This window comes from Arthrobacter sp. CC3 (genome assembly GCF_039907775.1).
In the GTDB taxonomy this organism is placed as follows: Bacteria; Actinomycetota; Actinomycetes; order Actinomycetales; family Micrococcaceae; genus Arthrobacter.
Window position 1 is genome coordinate 24223 of the sequence record NZ_JARCCY010000037.1, and the last position, 24404, is coordinate 48626.

The 24404-nt window shown below is 67.1% G+C and carries 25 protein-coding genes and 1 pseudogene; 14 read left to right on the forward strand and 12 right to left on the reverse strand.

The window, feature by feature from the left end:
- The first annotated feature begins 17 nt into the window (after positions 1 to 17).
- The 3 genes from PV761_RS18640 to PV761_RS18650 all read left to right on the forward strand — a co-directional run bounded on the left by PV761_RS18640 (position 18) and on the right by PV761_RS18650 (position 3151).
- Positions 18 to 1022 carry an aldo/keto reductase family protein gene (locus PV761_RS18640; protein ID WP_347899049.1) on the forward strand — a complete coding sequence of 335 codons (1005 nt, stop codon included), beginning with the start codon at positions 18 to 20 and terminating at the stop codon, positions 1020 to 1022.
- 2 nt (positions 1023 to 1024) lie between these two features.
- The gene (locus tag PV761_RS18645) at positions 1025 to 1927 is read left to right on the forward strand and encodes an SDR family oxidoreductase (RefSeq protein WP_347899051.1); all 903 of its coding nucleotides are present in this window, start codon (positions 1025 to 1027) and stop codon (positions 1925 to 1927) included.
- A 114-nt stretch (positions 1928 to 2041) separates the two neighbouring features.
- Positions 2042 to 3151, forward strand: a complete 1110-nt coding sequence (locus PV761_RS18650; protein ID WP_028272396.1) for a sulfite oxidase — start codon at positions 2042 to 2044, stop codon at positions 3149 to 3151.
- A 95-nt stretch (positions 3152 to 3246) separates the two neighbouring features.
- Here the strand turns inward: PV761_RS18650 and PV761_RS18655 are convergent, their stop codons facing one another.
- The 4 genes from PV761_RS18655 to PV761_RS18670 all read right to left on the reverse strand — a co-directional run bounded on the left by PV761_RS18655 (position 3247) and on the right by PV761_RS18670 (position 7310).
- The gene (locus PV761_RS18655) at positions 3247 to 3753 is read right to left on the reverse strand and encodes a ribose-5-phosphate isomerase (RefSeq protein ID WP_347899053.1); all 507 of its coding nucleotides are present in this window, start codon (positions 3751 to 3753) and stop codon (positions 3247 to 3249) included.
- A complete protein-coding gene (locus PV761_RS18660) occupies positions 3750 to 5576 on the reverse strand; it encodes a dihydroxyacetone kinase family protein (RefSeq protein ID WP_347899055.1) in 1827 nt (608 codons plus the stop codon). The genes PV761_RS18655 and PV761_RS18660 overlap by 4 nt, the downstream gene beginning before the upstream one ends.
- A 32-nt stretch (positions 5577 to 5608) precedes the next feature.
- Positions 5609 to 6385 carry an SDR family NAD(P)-dependent oxidoreductase gene (locus PV761_RS18665; RefSeq protein WP_347899057.1) on the reverse strand — a complete coding sequence of 259 codons (777 nt, stop codon included), beginning with the start codon at positions 6383 to 6385 and terminating at the stop codon, positions 5609 to 5611.
- 100 nt (positions 6386 to 6485) lie between these two features.
- Positions 6486 to 7310, reverse strand: a complete 825-nt coding sequence (locus PV761_RS18670) for a sugar phosphate isomerase/epimerase (RefSeq protein ID WP_347899059.1) — start codon at positions 7308 to 7310, stop codon at positions 6486 to 6488.
- A gap of 186 nt (positions 7311 to 7496) precedes the next feature.
- On the opposite strand from PV761_RS18670, the gene PV761_RS18675 reads away from it, so the two are divergent.
- The 4 genes from PV761_RS18675 (at position 7497) to PV761_RS18690 (ending at position 11566) form a co-directional block, all read left to right on the forward strand.
- Positions 7497 to 8834: an MFS transporter gene (locus PV761_RS18675; RefSeq protein ID WP_347899061.1), complete on the forward strand. Its 1338-nt coding sequence runs from the start codon at positions 7497 to 7499 to the stop codon at positions 8832 to 8834.
- A 23-nt stretch (positions 8835 to 8857) separates the two neighbouring features.
- Positions 8858 to 9739 carry a transketolase gene (locus PV761_RS18680; RefSeq protein ID WP_197025001.1) on the forward strand — a complete coding sequence of 294 codons (882 nt, stop codon included), beginning with the start codon at positions 8858 to 8860 and terminating at the stop codon, positions 9737 to 9739.
- Positions 9736 to 10758 (forward strand): transketolase C-terminal domain-containing protein, encoded by a 1023-nt coding sequence (locus PV761_RS18685; protein WP_347899063.1) that lies wholly within the window; start codon positions 9736 to 9738, stop codon positions 10756 to 10758. The genes PV761_RS18680 and PV761_RS18685 overlap by 4 nt, the downstream gene beginning before the upstream one ends.
- A gap of 148 nt (positions 10759 to 10906) precedes the next feature.
- The gene (locus tag PV761_RS18690; RefSeq protein ID WP_028272403.1) at positions 10907 to 11566 is read left to right on the forward strand and encodes a GntR family transcriptional regulator; all 660 of its coding nucleotides are present in this window, start codon (positions 10907 to 10909) and stop codon (positions 11564 to 11566) included.
- 40 nt (positions 11567 to 11606) lie between these two features.
- Here PV761_RS18690 and PV761_RS18695 read toward each other — a convergent pair whose 3' ends face one another.
- A complete protein-coding gene (locus PV761_RS18695) occupies positions 11607 to 12389 on the reverse strand; it encodes an SDR family oxidoreductase (RefSeq protein WP_028272404.1) in 783 nt (260 codons plus the stop codon).
- Positions 12390 to 12511: 122 nt separating this feature from the next.
- On the opposite strand from PV761_RS18695, the gene PV761_RS18700 reads away from it, so the two are divergent.
- Entirely contained in the window at positions 12512 to 12877 is a 366-nt protein-coding gene (locus tag PV761_RS18700) for a VOC family protein (protein WP_347899066.1), read from the forward strand.
- A 13-nt stretch (positions 12878 to 12890) separates the two neighbouring features.
- On the opposite strand, the gene PV761_RS18705 is transcribed toward PV761_RS18700, so the two are convergent.
- The 4 genes from PV761_RS18705 to PV761_RS18720 are packed head-to-tail and all read right to left on the reverse strand — an operon-like array spanning position 12891 to position 16589.
- Positions 12891 to 14654: a DUF4389 domain-containing protein gene (locus PV761_RS18705; protein ID WP_347899068.1), complete on the reverse strand. Its 1764-nt coding sequence runs from the start codon at positions 14652 to 14654 to the stop codon at positions 12891 to 12893.
- Between the two features lie 41 nt (positions 14655 to 14695).
- Entirely contained in the window at positions 14696 to 15139 is a 444-nt protein-coding gene (locus PV761_RS18710) for a flavodoxin domain-containing protein (RefSeq protein ID WP_347899070.1), read from the reverse strand.
- Positions 15136 to 16191 (reverse strand): zinc-dependent alcohol dehydrogenase family protein, encoded by a 1056-nt coding sequence (locus PV761_RS18715; RefSeq protein WP_028272408.1) that lies wholly within the window; start codon positions 16189 to 16191, stop codon positions 15136 to 15138. Before PV761_RS18715 ends, PV761_RS18710 begins: the two co-directional genes overlap by 4 nt.
- The gene (locus PV761_RS18720; RefSeq protein ID WP_156037192.1) at positions 16188 to 16589 is read right to left on the reverse strand and encodes a hypothetical protein; all 402 of its coding nucleotides are present in this window, start codon (positions 16587 to 16589) and stop codon (positions 16188 to 16190) included. Before PV761_RS18720 ends, PV761_RS18715 begins: the two co-directional genes overlap by 4 nt.
- A 281-nt stretch (positions 16590 to 16870) precedes the next feature.
- Between PV761_RS18720 and PV761_RS18725 the strand changes: the two genes are divergently transcribed.
- Both PV761_RS18725 and PV761_RS18730 read left to right on the forward strand, forming a co-directional pair.
- Positions 16871 to 17167 (forward strand): hypothetical protein, encoded by a 297-nt coding sequence (locus PV761_RS18725; protein WP_028272410.1) that lies wholly within the window; start codon positions 16871 to 16873, stop codon positions 17165 to 17167.
- Positions 17168 to 17245: 78 nt separating this feature from the next.
- Positions 17246 to 18838, forward strand: coding sequence for an amidohydrolase family protein (locus PV761_RS18730; protein ID WP_347899073.1), 1593 nt, complete (start codon positions 17246 to 17248; stop codon positions 18836 to 18838).
- A gap of 97 nt (positions 18839 to 18935) precedes the next feature.
- Here PV761_RS18730 and PV761_RS18735 read toward each other — a convergent pair whose 3' ends face one another.
- Positions 18936 to 19442, reverse strand: coding sequence for a hypothetical protein (locus tag PV761_RS18735; RefSeq protein ID WP_347899075.1), 507 nt, complete (start codon positions 19440 to 19442; stop codon positions 18936 to 18938).
- Between the two features lie 645 nt (positions 19443 to 20087).
- On the opposite strand from PV761_RS18735, the gene PV761_RS18740 reads away from it, so the two are divergent.
- Positions 20088 to 20705: a uracil-DNA glycosylase gene (locus tag PV761_RS18740; RefSeq protein WP_347899077.1), complete on the forward strand. Its 618-nt coding sequence runs from the start codon at positions 20088 to 20090 to the stop codon at positions 20703 to 20705.
- A 12-nt stretch (positions 20706 to 20717) separates the two neighbouring features.
- Here PV761_RS18740 and PV761_RS18745 read toward each other — a convergent pair whose 3' ends face one another.
- Both PV761_RS18745 and PV761_RS18750 read right to left on the reverse strand, forming a co-directional pair.
- Positions 20718 to 21947: a HipA domain-containing protein gene (locus PV761_RS18745; RefSeq protein WP_347899079.1), complete on the reverse strand. Its 1230-nt coding sequence runs from the start codon at positions 21945 to 21947 to the stop codon at positions 20718 to 20720.
- Positions 21944 to 22204 carry a type II toxin-antitoxin system Y4mF family antitoxin gene (locus PV761_RS18750; protein ID WP_347899081.1) on the reverse strand — a complete coding sequence of 87 codons (261 nt, stop codon included), beginning with the start codon at positions 22202 to 22204 and terminating at the stop codon, positions 21944 to 21946. The genes PV761_RS18745 and PV761_RS18750 overlap by 4 nt, the downstream gene beginning before the upstream one ends.
- 168 nt (positions 22205 to 22372) lie before the next feature.
- On the opposite strand from PV761_RS18750, the gene PV761_RS18755 reads away from it, so the two are divergent.
- The 3 genes and pseudogenes from PV761_RS18755 to aspA form a co-directional block, all read left to right on the forward strand.
- Entirely contained in the window at positions 22373 to 23080 is a 708-nt protein-coding gene (locus PV761_RS18755; RefSeq protein WP_347899083.1) for a FadR/GntR family transcriptional regulator, read from the forward strand.
- Positions 23081 to 23148: 68 nt separating this feature from the next.
- A complete protein-coding gene (locus tag PV761_RS18760) occupies positions 23149 to 24192 on the forward strand; it encodes an asparaginase (protein WP_347899085.1) in 1044 nt (347 codons plus the stop codon).
- A 45-nt stretch (positions 24193 to 24237) separates the two neighbouring features.
- Positions 24238 to 24404: pseudogene (gene aspA, locus PV761_RS18765) on the forward strand (aspartate ammonia-lyase); the annotation flags it as partial.

A 24404-nucleotide genomic window follows, 5' to 3' on the forward strand; every position in this document is an offset into this window, starting at 1 on the left:
GGACTACGGTAAAAACCATGGAATTCAGATACCTCGGTAACAGCGGCTTCAAGATCTCCGAAATCACCTTCGGCAACTGGCTCACGCACGGCTCCCAGGTGGAGAACGAAGTGGCCACCCAGTGTGTGCGGGCGGCGCTGGACGCAGGAATCAGCAGCTTCGACACCGCCGACGTCTACGCCAACACGGCGGCGGAAAAAGTGCTGGGCGAGGCGTTGAAGGACGAGCGCCGCGAGTCCCTGGAGATTTTCACCAAGGTGTTCGGGCCCACGGGGCCCAAGGGCCACAATGATGTGGGGCTGTCCCGCAAGCACATCATGGAATCCATCAACGGTTCCCTGACGCGCCTCCAGACCGATTACGTGGACCTGTACCAGGCGCACCGCTACGACTATGAGACGCCGCTGGAAGAGACCATGCAGGCGTTCGCGGACATTGTCCGGCAGGGCAAGGCACTGTACATCGGCGTCAGTGAATGGACGGCGGACCAGATCCGGGACGCGCACGCGCTGTCCAAGGACCTGGGATTCCAGCTGATCTCCAACCAGCCGCAGTACTCCATGCTGTGGCGGGTCATCGAAGCGGAGGTGGTCCCGACGTCAGAAGAGCTTGGCCTGTCCCAGATTGTCTGGTCCCCCATCGCCCAGGGTGTGCTCAGCGGCAAGTACCGGCCCGGGAAGCCCGCCCCGGAGGGAAGCCGCGCCACGGATACCAAGGGCGGCGCCAGGATGATCGAACGCTGGATGTCCGACGAAGTCCTCACCGGCGTCCAGCACCTCAAGCCGATCGCTGCAGAAGCCGGGCTGACCATGGCCCAGCTGAGCATCGCGTGGGTGCTGCAGAACAAGAACGTTGCTTCCGCCATCATGGGCGCGTCCCGTCCGGAGCAGATTGCCGGCAACGTGGCGGCCGCCGGCGTGAAGCTGGACCAGGCCATCATGGACAAGATCGATGACGCCATCGGATCCCTGGCCGAACGCGACCCGGCCCAGACCAAGTCGCCTGCATCCCGGGAGGCCTAGCCATGGCTGACGGGGAACGCACCGCGGACCCGGGGACTGCCCGGCAGACGACCGACGCCCTGCCTGCCCTGGCCGTCACCGGTTCCACCGGCCAGCTCGGCGGACTCGTCGCCAGGATCCTCGCCGACGCCGGGCGGCCGCAGCGGCTGCTGGTGCGCGACGCCGCCCGGGCACCTGACCTTCCCGGCGCAGTTCCCGTGGTGTCCACCTATGCCGACCCCGTGCTGGCTTCGTCCTCGCTGGCGGGGGTGAAGACCCTGTTTATGGTGTCCGCGTCCGAGGCCGAGGACAGGCTCCAGACGCATTTCGCGTTCGTGGATGCTGCCGCCGGGGCCGGCGTGGAGCACATCGTCTACACGTCCTTTTTCGGGGCCTCTGCCGACTGCACGTTCACACTGGGCAGGGACCACTACGCCACTGAAGAGCGGATCAAGACGTCGGGGATGAACTACACGTTCCTGCGGGACAACTTCTATCTGGATTTCCTGCCCCTTCTCGCCGGCGAAGACGGCGTCATCCGCGGCCCGGCGAACGGCGGCGTGATGGCGGCCGTCACGCGCGGGGACGTCGCCCGGTGCGCCGCGGCCGTGCTGGCTGATCCGGCGGTCCACGCGGGCCGGACCTACGACCTGACCGGCCCCGAGGACATTTCCCTGGAGCGGGCCGCGGAACTCCTCACTGCAGGCACCGGACGGACCATCACTTTCCACCATGAAACCGTGGAGGAAGCCTACGCCTCCCGGGCGTCCTACGGCGCTCCCGCCTGGCAGCTCGATGCCTGGGTGAGCACCTACACGGCCATCGCCAACGGCGAACTGGCCGGCCCGACGTCGGACGTTCATGGCCTCACGGGCCGGGAACCCCAGGGGCTCGCGGACTTCCTCAAAGAGGCGCATCACCTGTAGGAGTCCTGCTTGACGGACCGGCGGCGGCGGCGTAGACCTGTGAACACGGGCACCGCCAGCCACGCGGAATCCGCCCGCCCCGAAGAAGCGGCCCACCCGAAGAAGAACAGTGCCATGACGAAGCAGATTTCCCGGCGCCGTCAGTCCGTGAAGCCCACGGCGCATGCAGGAGAACCTACGCACGGCCCGCTCACCGCAGAGGAACTGCAGCTGGCGGTCCGGAACCATTCGATGCCGCTGGAGGCCTTGCGGGAGGACACCACCCCGCCGGGCCTGCACTACGTGCTGACCCATTTCGACATCCCGTTCATCGACGCGGACTCCTGGCACCTGCGGATCGGCGGTGCCGTGCAGCGTGCCGTCGAGATCAGCCTGCGGGCGCTCCGCCGTGACCCGACCATCAGCATCCCGGTCACGCTGGAGTGCGCCGGCAACGGCCGTTCGCTCCTGCATCCGCGGCCGATGAGCCAGCCGTGGCGGCTTGAGGGCGTGGGCACCGCCGAGTGGACAGGGGTTCCGCTCGCGTACCTGCTGGCCCAGGCCGGAGTTGACGACGACGCCGTCGAAGTGGTGTTCACCGGCGCCGACACCGGAATCCAGGGCGGGGTCCGGCAGCAGTATGCACGGAGCCTGCCGATCAAGGAAGCGATGCGACCCGACGTCGTCCTGGCCTACGAGATGAACGGCCGGGAGCTGCCGCCACAGCACGGCTACCCGCTGCGTCTTGTGGTGCCGGGCTGGTACGGCATGGCCAGCGTGAAGTGGCTGCAGTCCATCCAGGTGGTGACCCACCCCTTCGAGGGATTCCAGCAGGCGGTGTCCTACCGCTACCAGCAGGACGCGGACGACGCCGGCACTCCGGTTTCGCGGATCCGGGTCCGTTCGCTGATGATCCCGCCGGGGATCCCGGACTTCTACACCCGCAGCAGGGTCCTGTCCCCGGGACCGGTGATGCTCCAGGGCAGGGCATGGTCCGGCGAAGGGTCCGTGGTCCGCGTGGAGGTAGGGATCGACGGGAAGTGGGTGCCTGCGCATCTCGGGCATCCGGCCGGCCCGTTTGCGTGGTGCGAATGGACGCTGCCGTGGGTGGCGGACCGGGGCGAGCATGAGCTCGCCTGCCGGGCCACCGACGCCACCGGGTCCATGCAGCCGCTGGAACAGGCCTGGAACTACCAGGGCATGGGGAACAACGTGGTGCAGCGCGTCAAGGTCAGCGTCGAATAGCTGCTGACCTTGACGTTCCCGGACTGCCGGGTCAGGCGGGCAGCCTGGTAGCGGACTGCCTGGTCAGGCGGACAGCCTGGTAGCGGACTGCCGGGTCAGCAGCCTTCGAAATCCATCAGGACCTTCACCTTGGACGCCGAGGCGGACGAGGGGTCGAAGGTGTAGCCCAGCCATTCCCGGGCCAGCCTGCGGGCAAGTTCCACACCCACCACACGCTGGCCCATGGTGAGCACCTGGCAGTCGTTGGAGAGCACCGAGCGTTCCACTGAGAACGAGTCGTGGGCCGTGGCTGCCCTGATGCCGTCCACCTTGTTCGCAGCGATGGCCACGCCGATTCCGGTGCCGCAGAACAGGATGGCCCGGTCCGCGCGGCCCTCCTTGATCATCTCCCCTGCCGCGATCCCCACATACGGGTACGGCCTGGTGAACTGCTCGAGGGCATCGCTGCGGTTGACGCCGATATCGATGATTTCGCTGACCCGGGGATCGTTGCGAAGGTCCTCCGCGATCCGGTCCTTGTAGTCCACGCCGGCTTCATCGGCGCCCAGGATGAGTCGAATGCCCATGGCCTGTCCTTCCCCTGCAGTTGCGGTATGTGTCATGACGGTGTTCCTGCGGGCTGGCGGGTTGCCGTGCCGTGGGCTGCCGGACCGGCCGCTTCGGCAGCAGCCGGTGCAGCAGCCGGCGCAGCGGCCGGTGCGGCCAGGTGCGGGCCCATGACCGTGAAGATCATGGCCAGGGACGTTGCCCCGGGGTCCGCGGTGCCTACGCTCTTTTCGGCGAGCGGCCGGGCGCGGCCCTTGAGCGGACGCAGCGAAGCGGTGGCTTCCGCCGCGGCGGTGGAAACGGCGGCCGCCTCGGCCCATGCCGCTGCTGCAGGCCGGTCGCCGTGCCGGGCGCCGTCAGCCAGCAGCCGGCTGAAGGTTTCCGCGAAGGGCAGCAGGGAGTCCACCATGGTCTTGTCCCCGATTTCCGCCTTGCCGAGGCCGGTGATCCTGGCAGCGAACGCGCTGACGGCCGCGGCCAGTTCCGAAGGTCCGGGAGACAGCTCGTTGCCGAGTGCTTCGCCGAAGGACCTCAGCCCGGCACCCCACAGCACGCCCGAGGTCCCGCCGGCTTTATCCGCCCACGCATCCCCTGCGGCGGCCAGGACAGCTCCCGCGCCGGCGCCGCGGGCAGCGGCGTCCTCCGCCGCAGCGGTGGCCGCGTCGATACCGCGGACCATGCCGCGGCCGTGGTCTCCGTCGCCCGCCACGGCATCCATGTCCCCCAGACGCGCTTCGGCGCCGTGCAGGGAATCCCGGGCGGCAGCGAGGGCCGCGAGGCAGTTTGCGGCGTAGCCGCGCGACTCTTCGGTTGCGTCGAAAGCATCAGGTGCGGCGGCGCCGTCGGGCTCTTCCTCTGCCGAGGCAGCACCGGCCTGCAGGGCGGCATTGCCCCTGCGGTAGGCGGGCGTTTCCGCCGGGGCGGTCCAGAGCGGCTCCAGTTCGTCGTCCAGCCAGGTGATGGTCAGGGAGACGCCGGACATGTCCAGGCTGGTGACCAGTTCGCCCACTTCCGGCATCACCAGCGTGTAGCCGGCGGCGCGGAGCAGCGGGGCAATGGTGAGCCAGAGGACAAAGAGTTCCTCGTGCTTGGTGGAACCGAGGCCGTTAAGGATGACGGCGATGCGGTCGCCAGCTCCGTGCGGGGTCTCGGCCAGCAGCCGGGCAACGAATTCCTGGCCCAGCTCTTTGGCGGGAGGAAGTTCGGTGTCGAACAGGCCGGGCTCGCCGTGGATGCCCAGGCCCAGGCCCATCTGCCGGTCCTTGAGGGTGAACAGCGGGGTTTCGGCGCCCGGGAAGGTGCAGCCGTGGAAGGCGCTGCCGATGGTGCGGGTCAGGCTGTTGGCTTTGCGGCCAAGACGCACGACGTCGGCCAGGTCCGCACCGGCTTCGGCCGCCGCACCCATGATCTTGAAGACGGTGAAGTCACCCGCGATGCCGCGGCGTTTCTCCGATTCCGACGGCGGGGCGCTGGCGACGTCGTCCGTCACCAGGACGTTTTCCACCTGGATCCCCTCCGAAGCGAGCCGCTCGCTGGCCATGCCGAAATTCAGCACATCCCCGGCGTAGTTGCCGTAGGTGAACACGACTCCGGCGCCCGACTCCGCGGCCTTGGCCACGGCATAGGCCTGCTGTGCGGATGGCGAGGTGAAGATGTTGCCCACCACGGCGCCGTCGGCCAGTCCGGTGCCGATCAGGCCGGCGAAAGCCGGGTAGTGGCCTGAACCGCCGCCCGCGAGGACCGCCACTTTGGGCTTGGCAGGGCGGCGCCGGCGCACGGCCCCGCCGGTCACCTGGCGGACCAGGTCGGCGTGGACGTCGCAGAACCCGGCAAGGGCTTCCTCTGCGAAGTCGGAGGGATCGTTGAAAATTCTGGTCATGGTGGGCTCTCTAGCTTCGGCGGGGACGGCTACTAGTGGATGTGGCTTCCGCCGTTGATGTCGATGGTGGTACCGGTCAGGTAGGCCGATTCCTCGGAGGACAGGAAGGTGATGACGGCGGCGATTTCCTCGGTGGTGGCGTTCCGGCCCAGGGGGATGCCGGCGTTGATGGCGGCTTCCTGTTCCTCGGTGCTGCCCACGCGGATGTTGGTGTCCACGGCGCCCGGGGTGATGGCGTTGACGGTGACGCCGGTGGCGCCGATTTCACGGGCCAGGGCCTTGGTGAAGCCCAGGATGGCTGCCTTGGCGGCGGAGTAGGGGACCTTGCCGAACACGCCGCCGCCGCGCTGCGCGGAAACGGAGGACATGTTGACGATCCGGCCCCAGCCGGCCTCGATCATGTCCGGCAGGAACGCCTTGGTGACGAGGTAGGTGCCGGTGGCGTTCACGTCCATGACTTTGTGCCAGAGCTCCAGGGTGGTTTCCAGGAACGGCACCGGGGAGGTGATGCCGGCGATGTTGGCCAGTGCGCCCACCGGGGGAAGATTGCCGGCGCCCACTTCTGCCTTGACGGCTGCGTAGGCGGCGTTGACGGAGCCCTCATTGGCGACGTCGACCTCGTGGCCGTAGGCCGGGACGTTGAATTCGTTGCCGATTTCGGCGGCGACCTTGGCGGACTTCTCGCCGTCGAGGTCCAGGATCACCACTCCCCAGCCCTGGCTGGCGTAGCGGCGTGCGGTGGTGATGCCGATGCCGCGGTCCGAGGTGGCCCCGGTGAGGACGGCGGTGCGCTGGATGGTGGTAGTCATGATGCTCCTTGGTTGGTGTGTTGTGCCTGGTGATGGGATCGGTTGCTCCATAAGCGCCGTTTTGAGGGGTCAAAAGGGCCGTTACGGAGCAATCGACGGGTCAGATGAGGTCAGTGATGAAGCTGGCCGCTTTGGCGGCGGCGGCGGGTCGTTCGTCGTGCGTGACGTCCCGGGTTTCCAGTTCGAGCGAGAAGTGGCCGGTGTAGCGACGGCCTGCCAGTGCGCGGAGCCCGGCGGCGAAGTCCGCCTGGCCGTTGCCGATGCTGAGGTTGATGTTTCCCGGCACGGCGTCCCTGAGGTGGACGTGGGCAATCCGGCCGTCGTGCCGGTCAAGGTATTCGAGCGGGTCCTCGCCGGCGGCGACGATGTGGCTGAAGTCCATGACAATTCCGACGCCGGAACCTGCCAGCCGCTGTGCCAGCAGTTCCGCGCGCTCCAGGTTCCAGCAGAACCGCAGGAAGTGCAGGGATTCGGTCCAGAGTTCGACGCCGAATTCGGCGGCGCGCTGCCCGGCGTGGATGAGCTGGGCGGCGATCGTGTCCAGGTCTTCGTCCACGCTCCGGACGGGGTCGTGGCCCAGGGCGCCGCACGGAAGGACCAGCGCCTTGGCGCCGGTGTTGGCCGTGAGGGTGAGCAGGGCTTCCAGGTGCCGTTCGCGCGAGGCCTGCCGGCCGGCGTCGAGCACTGCGTTGAGGTCCCCGATATCGCCGTTGACCGAGCGGACCCGCAGCCCTGAGGCCAGAACGTCAGCGGTAACTGCCTCGACGGCGTCCCCGTCAAGTTCATAGGGGACGTGGTCGCAGACGCCGGGGAGGGCACCCAGGTCGATTTCGTCGAAGCCCAGGGAGCTGATGGTCCGCAGGGCAGTGCTGAGGTCCTGATGGCGGAAGCTGATGGACGAGCAGCCGAGGCGGGAATTGAACATCGTCGTTGATCCTCTGGAAGAGCGGGGGTGATGTGTATCACTGTAAGGCGCTTCATTGTCAACAGTCAACCTCCAACATTGACTGTTGACATTGAAGCATGACCGGGGTCACACTGGCATATCATTTGTTAACAGTCGACAGCGGCGGTGCGGAAGCGTTGCCCGCTCTTCGAAAGGGATTCAGCAATGAGCAACGAAGCTCTGAAAATGCGCGGCCATGTGCATGGCACCAAGGACGCGAAGCGCGTCGCCATCGGGTCCGGCGTCGGCGCCGTCATCGAGACGTATGACTTCATCGGCTTCGGCACCGCCGCTGCCCTGTACTTCGGAACGGCCTTCTTCCCCACCGGCGACCCCGTCACCGGAACGCTGGCAGCCTTCGCCACTCTCGGCGTCGGCTTCGCAGCCCGCCCCATCGGCGGCATCATCGGCGGCCACCTCGGCGACAAGGTGGGCCGCAAGCCCGTCTTGGTGGCGTCCCTGATCCTCATGGGCGTGGCCACGTTCCTCATCGGCCTGCTGCCCACGTACGAGCAGGTTGGCCTCCTGGCACCCGCGCTGCTGGTCTTCGTCCGCGTTGTCCAGGGCCTCGCCTTCGGTGCTGAATGGGGCGGCGCCATCCTGATGAGCTACGAACACGCACCCTGGAAGTCCAAGGGCAAGTACACCGGCATCGTCCAGGCCGGCTTCCCCGTGGGCCTGCTGCTGGCCAACCTCGTCTTCCTGGTCAGCGTGAACCTGGGCGGCGAACTCGCCTGGCGCGTTCCGTTCCTTGCCAGCATCGTGCTGGTCGCCGTCGGCCTGATCATCCGCTCCAAGGTTCCGGAATCCCCCGTTTTCGACGAGGTCAAGGAGAGCGGCTCCATCGTCAAGTCCCCGATCATCGAGGTCATCAAGACGGACTGGCGCAGCATCGTCCGGGGCATCGGCCTCCGCATCGCCGAGACCGCGGGCTACGCCGTATCGATCACCTACATGATCTCCTACCTGCACACCCAGCAACTGGCGGACAAGACCCAAACGCTCGTTGCCCTCTGCATCGCCTCCGCCATCGGCATATTTGCCACCATGGCCTGGGCGCGGCTCACCGACAGGATCGGCCGCCGGCCCCTCTACGTCTGGTCCACAGCCTTCGCACTCCTGTTCGGCATCCCCATGTTCCTGCTGGTCAACACCGGAATGTTCATCTTCATCATCGCCACCATCGTCATCTCCTACGCGGTCTGCCAGAACTCGCTGGCCGGCGCGCAGGGTCCGTGGTTCCCCGAACTGTTCCAGGCCAAGACGCGCTCCTCCGGAGCCTCACTGGCCTACCAGATCTCCGCCATGGTCTCCGGATTCACGCCCTTCGTCACCACCCTGCTGTTCGTGGCCCTCGGCTGGATGGGCCCCGCCCTCCTCTTCAGCTTCTACGCCGCCATCGGCCTCTGGGCCGCCCTCGTCACCCGGGAAACCTGGGGCAAGCGCGAACGTCAGCTGGCAGATGAGGCCACCAAAAGCACCCCCCAGGCAGTGAACGCCTGATGACCGCCACGGAAGAAGCCCGCATGACCGCCACGCAGGAAACCGTGGCCACCGCCGCGGAACGCATCCACAACGTTTCAGCCGCGGCCTACCGGATCCGCCACCACGCCCTGAACATGGGCGAGGTCCAGGGCCAGGGCTACGTGGGCCAGGCCCTCGGCGCAGCGGATATGCTGGCCGCCGTCTACGCGGACCAGCTCCGCTTCCAGGCCGCCGACCCCGAATGGGAAGGCCGGGACAGGTTCCTGCTCTCCACCGGGCACTACGCGATCGGACACTACGCCGCCCTGGCCGAAGCCGGGATCGTCCCGGTGGAGGAACTCGAGACGTACGGCTCGGACGACTCCCGGCTGCCGATGTCCGGAATGTCCACCTACACCCCGGGCATGGAAATCTCCGGCGGTTCCCTGGGCCACGGCCTCACCATCGCGGTGGGCATGGCCCTCGGACTCCGCTACCAGGGCTCCACGGCGAGGGTGTACAACTTCCTCTCCGACGGCGAACTGGACGAAGGCTCCACCTGGGAGGCCGCCATGGGCGCGCACCACCACCAGCTGGGCAACCTGACCGCCATGGTGGACATCAACGCCCTGCAGGCTGACGGGAAAACGGATACCGTGCTCCGCACCGAGCCCGTGACGGAAAAATGGGAATCCTTCGGCTGGTACACCCAGCGGGTGGACGGCAACAACATGGCAGAACTCCTGCAGGCGTTCGACAACGCCGCCGCCCAGGCCGCCGCCGTCGGACGTCCTTCGGTGATCCTGTGCGACACGAAGGTGGGCCGCGGAGTGCCGCTGCTGGAAGAGCGCGAAAAGGCGCACTTCATGCGCATCGAGGAACACGAATGGCAGCAATGCCGCGAACAACTGACCGCAGGATATGAAGGAAGGGCAAGCCGATGAGCACCGCCACCGCTTCGAAGGGCACGGCTTCAACGGGTACCGCCCCCAAGCTGAAGACCTCGGCCATGATCGCGTCCTTCGCCGATCCCGGCCAGAAAACCGCCTCCGCACCGTTCGGCCACGCCCTGGTGAAGGCCGCGCAGGAGAACGACAGGATCGTTGGCCTCACCGCGGACCTGGGCAAATACACGGACATGCACATCTTCGCGCAGGCCTTCCCGGAACGGTTCTTCCAGATGGGCATGGCCGAACAGCTGCTCTTCGGTGCGGCCGCGGGCCTGGCCGAAACCGGCCTGGTGCCGTTTGCGTCCACGTACTCGGTGTTCGCGGCACGGCGGGCCTACGACTTCCTCTGCCTGGACAGCGCCGAACCGAACCTGAACGTGAACATCGTGGGCGGCCTGCCCGGCCTGACCACCGGCTACGGCCCCAGCCACCAGGCCACCGAGGACATGGCGATCTTCCGCGGCATGCCCAACCTGACCATCGTTGACCCCTGCGACTCGATCGACATCGAACAGGCCGTCCCCCAGCTCGCGGCCAGCGACGGCCCCACGTACCTGCGGCTGCTGCGCGGCAATGTGCCCACGGTCCTGGACGAATACGGCTACACCTTCGAGCTCGGCAAGGCGAAGGTCCTGCGCGGCGGGAACGACGTCGTCTTCATCTCCAGCGGACTCATGACCATGCGTGCACTGCAGGCCGCCAAGGCACTGGCGGAGCACAACGTGGACGTCGCCGTCGTGCACACCCCCACCATCAAGCCCTTCGACGCAGCCACCGTCCTCGCCGAAATCAACACGGACCGCCTGGCAGTGACGCTGGAAAACCACAGCGTGATCGGAGGCCTGTTCGAAACCGTGGCCTCCGCCGTCGTCACCGCCGGGCTGGGCAAGAAAGTGGTTCCCGTCGCGTTGCCGGACGAGTTCCTCGACGCAGGCGCCCTGCCCACCCTCCACGAACGCTACGGCCTGTCCGTCCAGCGGATCGTGGCGAACGTCCTCGCGGAACTGGGCTAGCGCAGGACGGTCGCCAGACCGACGGCGGAAGCGCGGACCGGACACGAGACGGTTCCGCGCTTCTGCCGTAACATCAACAGTTAACACATCGACTGTAAACAGTCGACCACTGACATTCAGTCGACACTGACATTGAGGACGTACCACGATGGCCGGAGCAACAGCACCCCTGCTGGGACTGCAAAAGCGGAGCCTCCGCGAGCAGGCCCTTTCCGCGCTGCGCACCGCCATCACCAGCGGCGAGCTGGAACCCGGGCGGCACCTGGTGGAAACCGAACTCTCGGACATGCTCCAGATCAGCCGGGGGACTCTCCGGGAAGCGCTGCGGCAGCTGGAGCAGGAAGGGCTGCTGTCAGCGGGCCCGCGCGGCCGGCTGTCCGTCCGGCACCTCGATGCCAAGGAGATCCGGGACATCTACTCCGTGCGCGCCGCGCTGGAATCACTGGCTGCCCGCACCCTGTGTGAACTTCCGGACCGCCAGCACGTCATCGGTTCGCTGCGCGCGGCCATCGGCGCCATGGATGCCGCCACCAAGGGAACCCTCGAGGAGCGGATCGAATCCGACCTCGAATTCCACCGCACCCTGTGCCGCCTCACCGGCAACGAGACACTGCTCCACTCCTGGGAATCACTCGAAGGCTCCATCAGGATGTCCATCATGTTCGCCGGGCTGGAAAAAGGCGTGTCGAACATGAGCGTGGACCGGCACCACGACATTGTGGCCGCCATCGAAACCGGGGATGCCTCCCTGGCACGCAAGACGATCCGCGAACACATGGACACCGCCGCGGATAACCTGGTGGCCTAGGAGCCGTTGGCCTGGCGGACCGGGACGGCGCGGCAAGGCCTCAGTAGTCCACGATCGCGCCACAGGAAATGTTCACGGTGGCGTCGGTGATGGCGCCCGCCCGGTCCGAGGCGATAAAGACCGCCACGTTGCCCACGTCCTCCAGCGTCGCCGTCCGGTTCAGGTGCGCTGTCCGGGTGATTTCCTCCACAATCTCTTCCCGGCCCTCTGCTTGCCAGGGAATGGTTTCCACGATCCCGCCCGTCACCATCGTGACCACCCGGATGCCGTCCTTGCCGAGTTCCAGCGCCCACTGCCGGCGCTGCCCCTCCATGGCGTCCAGCGCGATCTTGAACCCGCCCAGCCCGTGCAGGGTCTGCGGGCCGGAGCCGCCGAACATCAACACGACGCCGGAACGCTGCTTGACCATGTGACGCGCCGCCGCCCGGGTGGTGAGGAAGTGCGTCCGGGTAGCCGCGGTGATGGGCTGGCTGAAGTCGTCCGCGGAGATGTCCATCAGCGGCTGCTGGACGTCCCCGTACGAGATGAGGTTGAAGGAGATGTCGATCCGCCGGGTCTTTTTTGCGGCCTGGTCCACGAAGGCGTTCACTTGGCTTTCGTCCAGGGCGTCGACGACGGCGGTGTCCGCGCTGCCGCCTGCCTCACGGATGTCCCGGGCTACTTTGAGGAGGCGGGATTCCGTCCGGCCGGCCAGGAAGACGTCCGCGCCTTCCGCTGCGAAGGCCCGGGCGACAGCGCCTCCGATGGGACCGCCGGCGCCGTAGACGAGGGCTGTTCGGCCCTGCAGGAGACCGGTTGGCCCGGTAGCGTTTTCCAGCGGCATTGCGGGCCTCCTGCCCGGAAGTGGACGATTCCTCCCACTATCTGCCTGTGGGCGGCAGGTGGCAAGGGCATCGCGTTTCCGTGTGCCTTGACAGCAGGGCTGGCCGGGAGCAGATTCGGACCATGGTGCAGTCAGGATTCCCCATTCTTGTCACGCCCGATCTGGACCGGTTGCTCGCCTTCTACCGGGACCTGCTGGGCGGGAAAATATCGTACTCATTCCCTGCGGAGGGCCCGCCCGTGTACGTCGGCCTGCAGCTTGGCTCGATGGCCCTGGGCATCGGCGTGGACAGCGCCACGAAGACCGGGCCGGACGGGCAGCGGATCTCGTTGTGGTTCTACGTCGACGACTGCGACGCCACCGTGGAGTCGCTGCGCAGCGGCGGAGCCACCATCACCAAGGATCCGCAGGACCAGCCGTGGGGCGAACGCGTGGCATACCTGCAGGACCCGGACGGAAACCTGGTGGTGGTCGCAACCGGCTCCTAGGGCTGGCGGGTTTCTAGGGCTGGCGGGGTTCGCCCGGCGGTTCGGTGCGCGGCGGTTCGGTGCGCGGCGGCTCGGTGCGCGGCGGCTCGGTGCGCGGGGACTCCGGAGTGGCCGGAGGCATTCCCGTTTGGGATGCGGGGACCGGCGGCGGCAGGTAGCCGGCTGGCGGGGCGTCGGCCGGATCCATCGGGCCCATGTCGAGGCGGAACGGCGGGTATTCGTCACGCATCAGGGCCACGTAGGCAATGACGCGGTGCGTCCAGCGGTTCAGGCCGATCAGCAGGTCAAAGAGCCTCCGGCCGAAGCGCCCTGTGAAGAGCAGGCTGAAGCCGGCCACGATCACCAGCAGTCCGATCAGCGAGATCCCGCCGCCGCCCTGGTACCCCACCCAGGTTCCATCAACCCAGGTGCCGTCCACCCACCTGCCATCCACCCACGTGCGCCGGCTGCCCCAGGTGCTCGCCGCGCCGGAGAAGGCCGAGACAATGAGGAGTTGCGGAAGTGCCAACAGCCACCATTTGATCAGCACCAGTCCCCGGGACAGTTGCTCGGGGTACTCGACGTCGAAATCCGCCGGGTAGTCGGTCCGCGCCAGCGTGAAGGGCGGGTAGCGGTCCGTCCCGATGGCTGCGTAGGCGTAGAAGGCCACGCGCCAGTTCCACCGCAGGACGCCCACGTTGAAGTTGAACAGCGAGCGCGGGTACCGGCCGGTGAACAGGATGGCGAAGCCGGCCACGATGGTGGTCACGAAGAACGCGAACCAGAGGAAGAACAGCACGATGTAGTGCGGGATCGCCAGGAACCACTTGATCAGCCACATTCCACGGGAAAGCCCTGGATCGAGGTAGCCGTTGAGCCGGACCGGGTATCTGGAGGTATCCGAGGGCTGCGGGTCCGTGGGGAGCGGCGTGCGGACTCCTGCCGGCGGGACCGCCGCGGCCGCTGTGGGATACGGCGCTGCGGGGTACGGTGCGGCGGCGGATGGACCTGGTGGGTACGGCGTTGCGGCGTACGGTGCGGCGGCCCCCGGCGCCGGGGCTTCCGGGCCTCCGGGCATGCCCGCCGGTTCCATGTGTCCGGCGGCCGGGTAATGCGGCGGCGGACCGTGCCTGCCCAGTCCGGCGGCGCCGGCAACGATGAGCGGCACGCCCACGGCCAGCAGCGCGATGCCGCCGATCAGCAGCCCGATAAAGACCGGCCACAACAGATCGGACCGAACGCCGGCCTGCAGGTCAACGGAAACAGGAGCGGCGCCGTCGGCGTTCATGACCACCACAGCCCAGCGGCCGCTGCGGAGGTCCCACTCAATCTGCTGGGTCCCGGTTCCCTGGGCAGACGTGGACCAGAATGGCTGCGCCCCGGGCGCAGCGGGCTCGGCGCTGCCGGGGACCTCACGGTACTCCACGCGGAACGGGTAGGAATCCAACTTGGTGATCTCGGAATGCCGGACGTTGTCGAGGTACCGGGCCACGTCGTCCTGGGGTCCGATGCCGATAAAGATCTGCTTTCCGGACGCCGCCGTGCCGCGCAACAGCAGGCGGCCGGCGCTGTCCGCCGGCAGGACGTCCGGCAGTTCCTCGTCCACCAGGATGTCCAGGCCGGGCGAGGTGATGGCCCGGGTGGCCACGTCGTAGCGTTCGGTGGGCGTGGTCAAATACCCGTTGTCGCGCTGCTGGAAGTTGACCCATCCGACAAAGCCGGCACCAGTCAGCAGCCCAAGCCCCATCAGGGCGGCGAGGGTGCCGAGCACCAGCATGACTATCCGGCCTGGTTTCATGGCCGCAGTCCTTTCTTGCCTCTTGCCTGGCCCCCCGGCGGCTATCCACCCACTCTTTTGAGCAGGTCCGCGCCCCATGCGGCCGCTTTGTCGAGTTCGCCGCTGCGGAGCGGGCCCTCGCTGCCTTTGACGTAAAAGGGCATGGGCTTGGAGATGATCTCCGCGCCGCCGGCCTTCAGCGATTCGGTCATCTTCCGGGCCGCGTCGCCATGGATGAACAGCCGCACTCGGGTGTCGAAGGCTGCCGCTTTGACGCCCGCAAGCCGGCCGTCGCCGAGGCTGGACAGCAGCTCGGTGATCTTCGGCGTCGGCCGCCAGCCGTTGATGGGGCTTCCGACCACGAGCAGGTCTCCCTCTGTGAGCGCGGTGGCCTGGAAGTCCGTCACGGAAACAGCCTGGGCCTGAGGCCCGAGGCCAGCCACGATGGCCTCGGCCACCTGCCTGGTGTTTCCGTAGGCGGAGTCGTAGACCACCAGGGCTTTCACGCCTTGATCACCACTTTGAGCGCCTTGGTTTCCGCGGCGCGGGCGAAGGTGTCGTAGGCGTCCATGAACTGGTCAAACGTGAAGTGGTGGGTGCCGAATTTCTCCGCTGGCACCTTCTTCTGGGCCACGAGCTTCAGGAGCATCGGTGTGGTGTTGGCATTGACCAGGCCCATGCTGATGTTGATGTTCTGGATCCAGAGGTTCTCCACATGCAGTTCCACGGACTTGCCGTGCACACCCACGTTGGCCACGTTCCCGCCGGGACGGACGATGTCCGCGCACATGGTGAAGGTCGCCGGAATGCCCACCGCTTCGATGGCCACATCCACCCCCTGCCCGTCCGTGAGCGCCAGCACCTGTTCCTTCCAGTCGGCGTCGCCGGAGAGGACAACGTTGGTGGCGCCGAACTCGCGGGACTTTTCCAGCCGGTTGGCGTCCAGGTCGATGGCGATGATGGTCGCCGCGCCGTACAGCCCGGCGGTGGCGATGGCTGCCAACCCGACCGGGCCCGCGCCCACAACTGCCACGGTGTCCCCCGGCTTGACGCGTCCGTACTGCACACCGATTTCAAAGCCGGTGGGCAGGATGTCGGAGAGCATCACGGCCTGGTCGTCGCTGACCCCTTCAGGGAGGAGGTGCAGCGAGTTCTCCGCGTACGGCACGCGCACGTATTCGGCCTGCGTGCCATCGATCAGGTGTCCGAAGACCCAGCCGATGCCCGCCGCCCCTTCCTCGCCCATGCAGTGCGAGTACAGGCCGGTCTTGCAGTTGGCACAGTGGCCGCAGGATTTGATGCAGGAGATGATGACCCTGTCCCCCACCTTCAGGCTCGTAACTGAAGAACCCACCTCGGTGATGGTTCCTACGCCTTCGTGGCCCAGGATCCGGCCTTTCTGCACCGCCGGCACGTCTCCCTTGAGAATGTGCAGGTCCGTTCCACAGATAGTGGTGGTGTCCACTTTGACGATCACGTCACTGGGATTCTGGATCGTGGGATCCGGGACGTCGGTCCACGACTTTTCGCCGGGGCCTCCGTACACGAGCGCTTTCATGCGTACTCCTTCACTCTGTGGATGAAGCCGGGATCCACGATTTTCACGCGGCACGGCACAACCGAGCTGTCCACGCCTGTGGCCAGCCGGGATAGGCGCGCACATTCATGGAGCTGCTCGAGGACCGTGTCGGTAACCCGTGCACGGGAAAGATCGATGGTTAGCTCCTTGCCGTGCAGCAGCGACGTTGTTCGCCGCGCCACCACATACAGCGCACGGAGGCTGGCCCCTGTCACCACACCGCGGACTTCCAAGCTGGCGGCCTCCAGGTCCGCTTCAATGCGAACCACGATCTTCAGCCGGTGCTCTGAATGTTCGTAATGAGTGGTGGATGGGGCTCCATGACGGGAATGGACGGCGGGTCGGGTACCCAGGACAGTTCGTGCGTGCTGATTCATGAAGCCGGGTCTCCTGCTATGTCCGGGAGGCGCACTGCGCCAGCCCTTCCCCAATTTTTTAGCGAGACCGGTTGCTGATCGGCGAAGCATTTCCCCTCCCCAAGGTGCGTGCGTGAGTAACGCAGACGTGAGATGCCCCACATCAAGGATGGCGGCTCAGCCCAGCAACTGTAAGGGACGAAAGTCCCTGATGCGTTGCCCTTGACAGGAGACTTTGCCAGGTCAAATATGGGCCCTGCCCGGCAAATCCCGCCGTCCGAAGTTTCACCTGAGGAGCAGAAATGGCTACCAATGCCTACGGAGTTGTGCATTTTTTCGCTGGGGGCACGCAGGACCAGTACGACGCATCAATTGCCGCGGTTCATCCGGGCGAGGGGCTCCTGCCGGACGGCCAGCTTTTCCATGCAGCAGGCCCGTCCGAAGGTGGGTGGACCATCATGGCCGTCCACGAATCAAAGGAGAGTTGGGAGGCGTTCCGGGACGGCATCCTCATGCCGCGCATGCAGGCGGGCATCGAGGGCGGCTTCGCAGCACCGCCCGAAGAGACAACGGTCGATCTCTACAAAATCCTGCCGTAGCAGTCGTGATTCGCCTCCCGGCGGATGCTGCACGGGATCAGGAGCCGCGCGGAGGCGAACTCCTAGTAGCCTGTCCGCATGCCTGTCACCGCCGCACCTGAACTCGTCCTGGCCTCCGTCCGGCAGCCCCTTGAGACCGACTGTTCGGACATTCACATCGCCAATGGGGTTGTTACCCGGATTACGGCCGCGGAGCAGCGGCCGGACGGCGGCAGGCCAGCGGCTGCCGGGACCGGTGGTGCCAGCCTGACTGGTGCCCGCATCGTTGACTGCGGCGGCCGGAACGTCATTCCGGGCCTGTGGGACGAACATGTGCACATGACCCAGTGGGCCATGGCCGCCAACCGGATCGACCTGTCGCACGCCACATCGGCGCGGGACGCGGTCGACGTCGTTCGTTCAAGGATCGAAGAAGGCCCGGGCGGCGATCGCCGCAAGGATGAGAACGACGGCGGGGCGGGGCCCACGCTGGTGGGCGTCGGCTTCCGCGACGCCGTCTGGGCGGACGTGCCCAGCCTGGCGATGCTCGATGCCGCGACTCACGCAGTGCCGGCAGCGCTGATCAGCCACGACCTCCACTGCGTCTGGCTGAACAGTGCCGCCGCCCGGCGCTACGGGGTGGAGGTCGACGCCGGCGGCCTGCTGCGGGAGGACGCTGCGTTTGCGCTGACCCGTGAGCTGGGCCGGCTGCCGGACTCCGTGGTTGACGCCTGGGTGGGCGATGCCGCCCGTAAGGCCGCCGCCCGCGGCGTGGTGGGGATCGTGGACTTCGAGATGACATGGAACCGCGACGTGTGGCTCCGGCGTATCACTGGCGGCTTCGGTTCCCTCCGGGTGGAGGCGGGCGTCTATCCGGAGCATCTTGACCGCGCGCGGCTCGAGGCCATGCGGACAGGGCAGGACATTCCGGGCGGGAACGGCCTGCTCCGGGTGGGCCCGCTCAAGGTGCTGATCGACGGCTCGCTGAACACCCGGACCGCCTACTGCGTGGATCCATACCCGCACGGCGGACGGGGCCTGCTCACGGTCCGCGAGCCCGAACTGCTGGCGCTGCTGGCCCGGGCCGGGGAGGCCGGCTTCGTTCCTGCGGTCCACGCGATCGGCGATGCCGCCAACCAGGTGGCGCTGAACGCTTTCGAGGCGGCCCGCATCACCGGACGGATCGAACATGCCCAGTTTGTGCGGCAGGAGGACTTCGCGCGTTTTGGCCGGCTCGGCCTGACCGCCAGCGTCCAGCCGGCACACGCCCTCGATGACCGCGACGCCGCCGACGCCAACTGGGGTGACCGCACCGACAGGGCATTTCCGTTGCGGTCCCTGCTGGCCGCCGGGGCCACGCTGGCCCTGGGTTCGGACGCCCCGGTGGCACCGCTGGATCCGTGGACCGCGATGTCGGCAGCGACCACCAGGTCAGGCCTCGACGGACGCGCACCGTGGCACCCGGAACAGGCAATCACGCGGAAGGAGGCCCTGGTGGCGTCTGCCCGCGGGCGCAGCCGGATCAGGGTGGACGACCCGGCTGACATCGCGGTGCTCGACGGCGATCCGCTCGGCGTCCCGGACGAAGTGTTCGCCTCGATGCCGGTGGCGGCAACGCTCATTGCTGGCCGGTTCACGTTCGCGGACGGCTTGACGTTCGATGGCGGAGGGACGGTTGCGTCCGGATCCTGACCAAGCGCGAACGGACACCTACGGCCCCTACGGACCGCCCGCCGTCGTGCCACAACAGCGCGAACGGACACCTACGGCCCTTGCGTAAGCCCGGCGCTTATCCCTTGACCCGGGCTTGGACCAGGTTGGCGAACGGCAGGCGGCCGAATTCCTCACGGAAGGCTGCGTGATATACGGCCTCCGCCTGGTTCAGCCCGCCGGCGGGCAACTCTTTCCAGGCTATGAGCAGGGACTTGGTGTTTGCGAGTTGCCAGATGAGCCGCCCGTCCCAGTGTCCGGGAGGCTTGCCGTTGCCAAAGTCCAGGAATTCCTGGATCTGCCGGCGGAGGCCGCGGTTGCCTTTGCTTCCCGGCCCGGCCTTTCCGAGGTAGAGGACCTCCGCGCCGTCGACCCATTCGGCCGCGAGCTTTTCGGCGGTGAGCGAGGGGTCCTTTTTCTTGAACACCCCGGCGGTGCTCTTGGCAAGGAACTGGACCTGGAATCCTTCAGGCTGGATAACGGCGAAGACCCCGGGCGCCTGCGGGATCCGGTTGATGTCGACTTCCGCGAAGGTCCTGAAGCCGGCGAAACCGTCCTCCCGGAGCGCCCTTTTGTTGACCAGCATGATGGGGTCCTTGGCTCGTGTAAACGTGGGAACGGCGTCGGCCGCCAAGGAAACTCTAGCCGGATGAGCGCGGCGGCCGTTCGTTGTGCGCGCATCATCTCCGTGCCTGCTTCAATGTCGGTGATCGCGGAGACACTTGATGTATGGACGGCGGGCAGGAGCCGGAACGAGCTTCGAAAACAGCGGACGGGGTGTCGATCACCGAAATGATCGCCGCCCTGGCTAGGCCAGCGCCGCTGCCAAGCCAGCGCCATGAACAGGCCCGCGCGGGAGTCCCCGCCGAAGAACTCGGCACGGGCGTCGCTGCGCAGATCGCCCTCGCCCGGCGGGAATCGCCAGCGCGCCAAACACAAAGAACCGCTTAAACAACAAAGACCTGCAGGTACCTTCGCGATCTCGCTATGGAGACGGCCCGGACATTCACATGTCCCGAACGGCCCGCGTTATCTGAACGGTTACCTGCAGGCGCTTTAAGCGTACGCCCGCTCGGTCCGCCTGAAAATAGGCCGGGAGCCTCTTGCCGCGGAGCCCGGGTGGGGCGCCATAACTTCTGCTTTTGGAAATCCGCAGAACATCAACCCCGGCCAAAAGCGTAGAGTGGAACCAGACGCCTGATTCTGGACGCCGTGTGCTGAGGGAGAAATCGTGACGATTGACTGGGACGAAAAAAAGGCCCTGCTGCAGGAACCGAACATCGCTGCTGTAACCCAGCTTTGCGACGAACTGATGGAAAAGAAGCCGGGCTCCGTTGTCCCGTACATCGACCCCGTCCATGACGAGGACGAATGCAGGATCGTCAGTCTCCACGTCAGCCCCGGCAAGGGCACCGAATCGGGCTTCGTGTCCCACTTCAACGACGACGAAGCAGCCCGGAGGGCCACCTCGATTTACGAAATCGTGGAACTGGACCCCCGCTACGTCATGCCGTGGAACGCCTACCCCTGGGTACGCGACCCCGATCTGCCCTCCGCCCTTAACGTCCAGGAAAAGACGGACGGCCTGCGTCCCTTCCGCCAGTTCCTGAAGATCAACAAGCGTGTCTCGGCCATCATCGCGCATGGCACGGATGCCCAGACCTTCCTGACCCTCTTCGAAAAGACCTATCACCAGTCCCTGAAGAACTCCGGCATCAAGATCTACAAGGCCAGCGCCCTCGGTGGCCGGGCGTTCGCTGTCTCGGCGAACAAGCAGGAAGAGCTGCTGAGCAAGAGCGTGGAAATCTACAAGGACGCGATGCAGCGCGCAGGCATCCAGCACCTCTAGCCGCCGCTTCCCCTACACTTCGAGCAGCCTGCGCCGGTGCTTGAGCTCCTTGAGCCATGACCTGGTGACCATCGCCGAAAACGGTGAGGCGCCGTCGTCGTTCGTTCCGGCAAAAGCAGTGCCCCGCTCCAGGTCCGCCACCAGCGGACCTGACGCCTTCAACCCCAGCTCCAGCACCTGAACAGCGGCGCGCTCGGCCAGCCCCAGGCCGGTTGCCCAGCCGAGAAAATGCTTCCGCGAGATTCCTGTCCGCTTGCCGTCCAGCGTGAGGGCGAGCGTTTTGTCCCCGTAAACCACGGTGGAGGGGATGTCGTAGACCGGGGCGATGGACCACTCCCCCGACGGCTGCTGCACCATGGACACGTTCTTCGCGTGCAGATCGCCGTTCCCGCTCAACCATGCAAAGGCAGCCTGGATGGCCAGGTTCCGCAACGCCGGCAAGGGCGCCGCGCAGTACTCTGCCAGGGCGTGGCACACCCGCCCGTACGCCACGTTGTACTTGTCCGCCGGATACAGCGCCAGCACCTGTGCACCGTCCTCGACGGCGAGCCGCTGCACCGCACCGTGCGCACCGCCGGCCAACGGGATCCGGTCAAACCGCTCCACCAGGAGCCCCGGCCGGCCCTCGACGTCCCGGATCAGCCGCACCCTGCTCAGTGGAATCCGCAGCTTGGCCGCGTAACGGAACATCACCAGCTCGTTTTCCACCACATGCGGGAACTCGGGCGCATTGAGCTTGAGGATGTAGCGCCGGCCCGCGCTGGCAACGGGCATGGAGATCATCCCGGCGGACAGTTTGTCCTGCACGCCGGCCAGCGCCACGGGATCGATCAGGCCGGAATCGCCCAGCAGCGCGTCGAAATCGACCGGCGCCTTCGGGTTCAGCTCGACGGCGTGCTCATCCGGGTCCAGCGGCTCGCCGTGGCCGACAATCTGCACATCACCCACCGGGTTGGCGCCGGCCGCGATCAGGAGCGACAGCTCATCGTCAACGCTCGTTTTCACCGAGCGCCGCAGCGCATTCAGCCGCCGGCCCTCCGGCAGGAGCCCCGTGAAGTACGGGGGTGCCGCCCCCGCCGCGGACAGCACCGGCTCGGTACTCAACGGCAGGGAACTGGCGACGGCGGGACCTCCCGCCGCGAGGTAGGCCGGCAGGTAGCTGAACTTGGTGCCGCCGTCGTGCCGTTCCAGCCGGGCGGCCAGCACCCCGGCCTTGTAGACATCCGCGACGCGGTGCCTCACGGCCGGGCCTCCGGCAGCTGCCCGTCGATGGCGCGCGCCGCTGCCCGTGTCCGGGTGCCCAGCTGAAGCTCCAGGCCGAGCGTTTCAAGCAGCGCCAGGAGTGAATCCAGTTGCACGCTGCGCTTTCCCTGTTCCACAAAGCGGACAAACCGCTCCGAGACTCCCGCAAGCTGGGCAAGGTCGTGCTGGGTCAGCCGCAGGGTGGTCCGGCGGGCCCGGACCTCCGCTGCGAGCCTGTCGGTGAACGCTTCGGTCATCCCGGACCCCTCTCGACAGGCACGAACGTACCGTTTCTTGCTGGATTACCAGTCTAGGAGCGCACGCCCGCCAGCGTAAAGGGAAAATCGGAACGAACGTGCCGAGGGCTTGAATCCGGCCTGGAGTCACAGGTTGACACCCCATGTGACCCGTGCCATATTTGAAGCGTGAACCTGTCAGACAGCCGGACAGCCGGACGACGTGACCCGCAGCCCCTGGCCCGCCTCAGCGCGGCTGAGGCCGTCTTCAACGTCCTCCGCGCGGACATCGAGTCCGGCAAACTCGAGGTCGGCGCCAAACTCAGCTCCGAAGCCACCCTCGCCCAGCAGTACGGGGTGAGCCGCTCCGTGGTCCGCGAGGCGCTGCGCTCCTGCAACGCCCTCGGCCTCACCACCACCAAAACCGGCCGCGGCACATTTGTCGTGGCCAGCCGGGTTGCCAAAGATCTGGTGCTCGGCCAGTACTCCGCGCTGGACCTCACCGAGGCCCGCCCGCACATCGAGGTTCCGGCAGCCGGCCTGGCCGCCCAACGCCGGACCGCCGAGGAACTGGAAGGGCTGCGGGAGATCGTGGCCGCCATGGCCGCGGAGGACGACCCCGAAGCCTGGGTGGCCCTCGACTCCAGCTTCCACGCAGCCATTGCCCGCGCCAGCCACAACCAGGTGTTCGAAAACGTGGTGGCGGACATCCGCGACGCCCTGGCGCACCAGTCCGAAACCCTCAACATGGTGGCAGACCGCCAGCACGCCTCTGACCTGGAACACCAGCGGATCCTGGCCGCCATCGAATCCGGAAACGCCGCCGAGGCCAGCGCCGCAATGCAGGAGCACCTGCAGGCCGTAGGCGCCGCCCTCGACTCCATCCTCGGCCAATAGCCGCAACCCACGCGCACCTCACAACCGACGCCCGCACGTAACCCGAACCACGTAACCCCAAGGACTCCATGCTTTCCCCTGCCTTGCCCGTCCATGCCCACGCTCCGGCCCCGGACCTGACAGCCCTGCCGCTGCACGCCCCGCTTGCCGTGCAGACCCGCGACGGGCTCGTGGAAAGCGTCCACTACGGCTCAGTAATCGCCACCGCCCCGGACGAATCCGCCGACGGCGGCGTCCGCACGCTGGTGTCCGCCGGCGATCCGTTGGCTCCCTTCTACCCGCGGTCATCGCTCAAGCCGCTGCAGGCCGTGGCCATGGTCCGCGCCGGTTTAGACCTCCCCGCCAATCTCCTTGCCCTCACCGCAGCCAGCCATTCCGGGGCGGCAATCCACCGCGACGGCACCCTCCGCATCCTCGAAATGCACGGGCTGACTGCAGCCGCCCTGGAAAACAGCACCGACCTCCCGTACGGCCCGGACGAACGCGAAGAATGGCTCCGTCACGGCGGGACAGCCACCCAAGTTACCCAGAACTGCTCCGGCAAACACGCCGCGATGGCCGCAACATGCGTCATCAACGGCTGGCCGGTCCGCGGTTACCTCAGCCCGGAGCACCCCCTGCAGCAGCTCGTGGCGGCCACCGTCCGTGACCTCACCGGCGAAGTGCCCGAGCGCACCAGCACCGACGGCTGCGGCACGCCGCTGTTCGCCCTCACCCTCCGCGGCATGGCCCGCGCGTTCGGCCGCCTCGCCGCCGCTGCGGTGACTGACCCCGGAAGCCCGGAAGCCGCCGTCGGCCGCGCCATGATGCAGCACCCCGACATGGTGGCGGGCGAGGGCCGCGACGTCACCGAACTGATGCGCCTGCTCCCCGGAGCGGTGGCCAAGGACGGCTTCGAAGGCGTGCAGCTCGTGGGACTCCCGGACGGCCGCGCCGTGGCCGTCAAAATTTCCGACGGCGGGGACCGCGCCCGCATGCCGGTCACCGTCCGCGCACTGGAAGCGCTCGACGTCGACACCGCACCGCTGGCGGGCATCGCCGCCGGTGCCGTCCTGGGCGGCGGCCGTCCCGTCGGCACGCTCACCGCAACCGACTTCGTCCCGGCAACCTAGCCGCCCCTACCAGCCCGTCTCCCCAGCTACGTCCCAAGGATATCCATGACCACAACCGCAACCCCCGCCGACTTCCGCTCCGAACATGACCTGCTGGGTGACCGCGACGTCCCTGCCGCCGCGTACTGGGGTGTGCACACGCTCCGCGCCGTGGAGAACTTCCCCATCACCGGCCAGCCGCTGTCCTCCAACATGTACCTGGTCCGCGGCCT

What these genes read in the sequence shown, in the direction of transcription:
- PV761_RS18690 (WP_028272403.1), top strand. Translation starts at nt 10,907, where the DNA reads ATGGCCGGAGCAACAGCACCCCTGCTGGGACTGCAAAAGCGGAGCCTC.
- PV761_RS18655 (WP_347899053.1), bottom strand. Translation starts at nt 3,753, where the DNA reads ATGACACATACCGCAACTGCAGGGGAAGGACAGGCCATGGGCATTCGA.
- PV761_RS18670 (WP_347899059.1), bottom strand. Translation starts at nt 7,310, where the DNA reads ATGTTCAATTCCCGCCTCGGCTGCTCGTCCATCAGCTTCCGCCATCAG.
- PV761_RS18680 (WP_197025001.1), top strand. Translation starts at nt 8,858, where the DNA reads ATGACCGCCACGCAGGAAACCGTGGCCACCGCCGCGGAACGCATCCAC.
- PV761_RS18705 (WP_347899068.1), bottom strand. Translation starts at nt 14,654, where the DNA reads ATGAAACCAGGCCGGATAGTCATGCTGGTGCTCGGCACCCTCGCCGCC.
- PV761_RS18695 (WP_028272404.1), bottom strand. Translation starts at nt 12,389, where the DNA reads ATGCCGCTGGAAAACGCTACCGGGCCAACCGGTCTCCTGCAGGGCCGA.
- PV761_RS18715 (WP_028272408.1), bottom strand. Translation starts at nt 16,191, where the DNA reads ATGAAAGCGCTCGTGTACGGAGGCCCCGGCGAAAAGTCGTGGACCGAC.
- PV761_RS18720 (WP_156037192.1), bottom strand. Translation starts at nt 16,589, where the DNA reads ATGAATCAGCACGCACGAACTGTCCTGGGTACCCGACCCGCCGTCCAT.
- PV761_RS18650 (WP_028272396.1), top strand. Translation starts at nt 2,042, where the DNA reads ATGACGAAGCAGATTTCCCGGCGCCGTCAGTCCGTGAAGCCCACGGCG.
- PV761_RS18725 (WP_028272410.1), top strand. Translation starts at nt 16,871, where the DNA reads ATGGCTACCAATGCCTACGGAGTTGTGCATTTTTTCGCTGGGGGCACG.
- PV761_RS18665 (WP_347899057.1), bottom strand. Translation starts at nt 6,385, where the DNA reads ATGACTACCACCATCCAGCGCACCGCCGTCCTCACCGGGGCCACCTCG.
- PV761_RS18750 (WP_347899081.1), bottom strand. Translation starts at nt 22,204, where the DNA reads ATGACCGAAGCGTTCACCGACAGGCTCGCAGCGGAGGTCCGGGCCCGC.
- PV761_RS18685 (WP_347899063.1), top strand. Translation starts at nt 9,736, where the DNA reads ATGAGCACCGCCACCGCTTCGAAGGGCACGGCTTCAACGGGTACCGCC.
- PV761_RS18760 (WP_347899085.1), top strand. Translation starts at nt 23,149, where the DNA reads ATGCTTTCCCCTGCCTTGCCCGTCCATGCCCACGCTCCGGCCCCGGAC.
- PV761_RS18735 (WP_347899075.1), bottom strand. Translation starts at nt 19,442, where the DNA reads ATGCTGGTCAACAAAAGGGCGCTCCGGGAGGACGGTTTCGCCGGCTTC.
- PV761_RS18730 (WP_347899073.1), top strand. Translation starts at nt 17,246, where the DNA reads ATGCCTGTCACCGCCGCACCTGAACTCGTCCTGGCCTCCGTCCGGCAG.
- PV761_RS18645 (WP_347899051.1), top strand. Translation starts at nt 1,025, where the DNA reads ATGGCTGACGGGGAACGCACCGCGGACCCGGGGACTGCCCGGCAGACG.
- PV761_RS18660 (WP_347899055.1), bottom strand. Translation starts at nt 5,576, where the DNA reads ATGACCAGAATTTTCAACGATCCCTCCGACTTCGCAGAGGAAGCCCTT.
- PV761_RS18675 (WP_347899061.1), top strand. Translation starts at nt 7,497, where the DNA reads ATGAGCAACGAAGCTCTGAAAATGCGCGGCCATGTGCATGGCACCAAG.
- PV761_RS18700 (WP_347899066.1), top strand. Translation starts at nt 12,512, where the DNA reads ATGGTGCAGTCAGGATTCCCCATTCTTGTCACGCCCGATCTGGACCGG.
- PV761_RS18640 (WP_347899049.1), top strand. Translation starts at nt 18, where the DNA reads ATGGAATTCAGATACCTCGGTAACAGCGGCTTCAAGATCTCCGAAATC.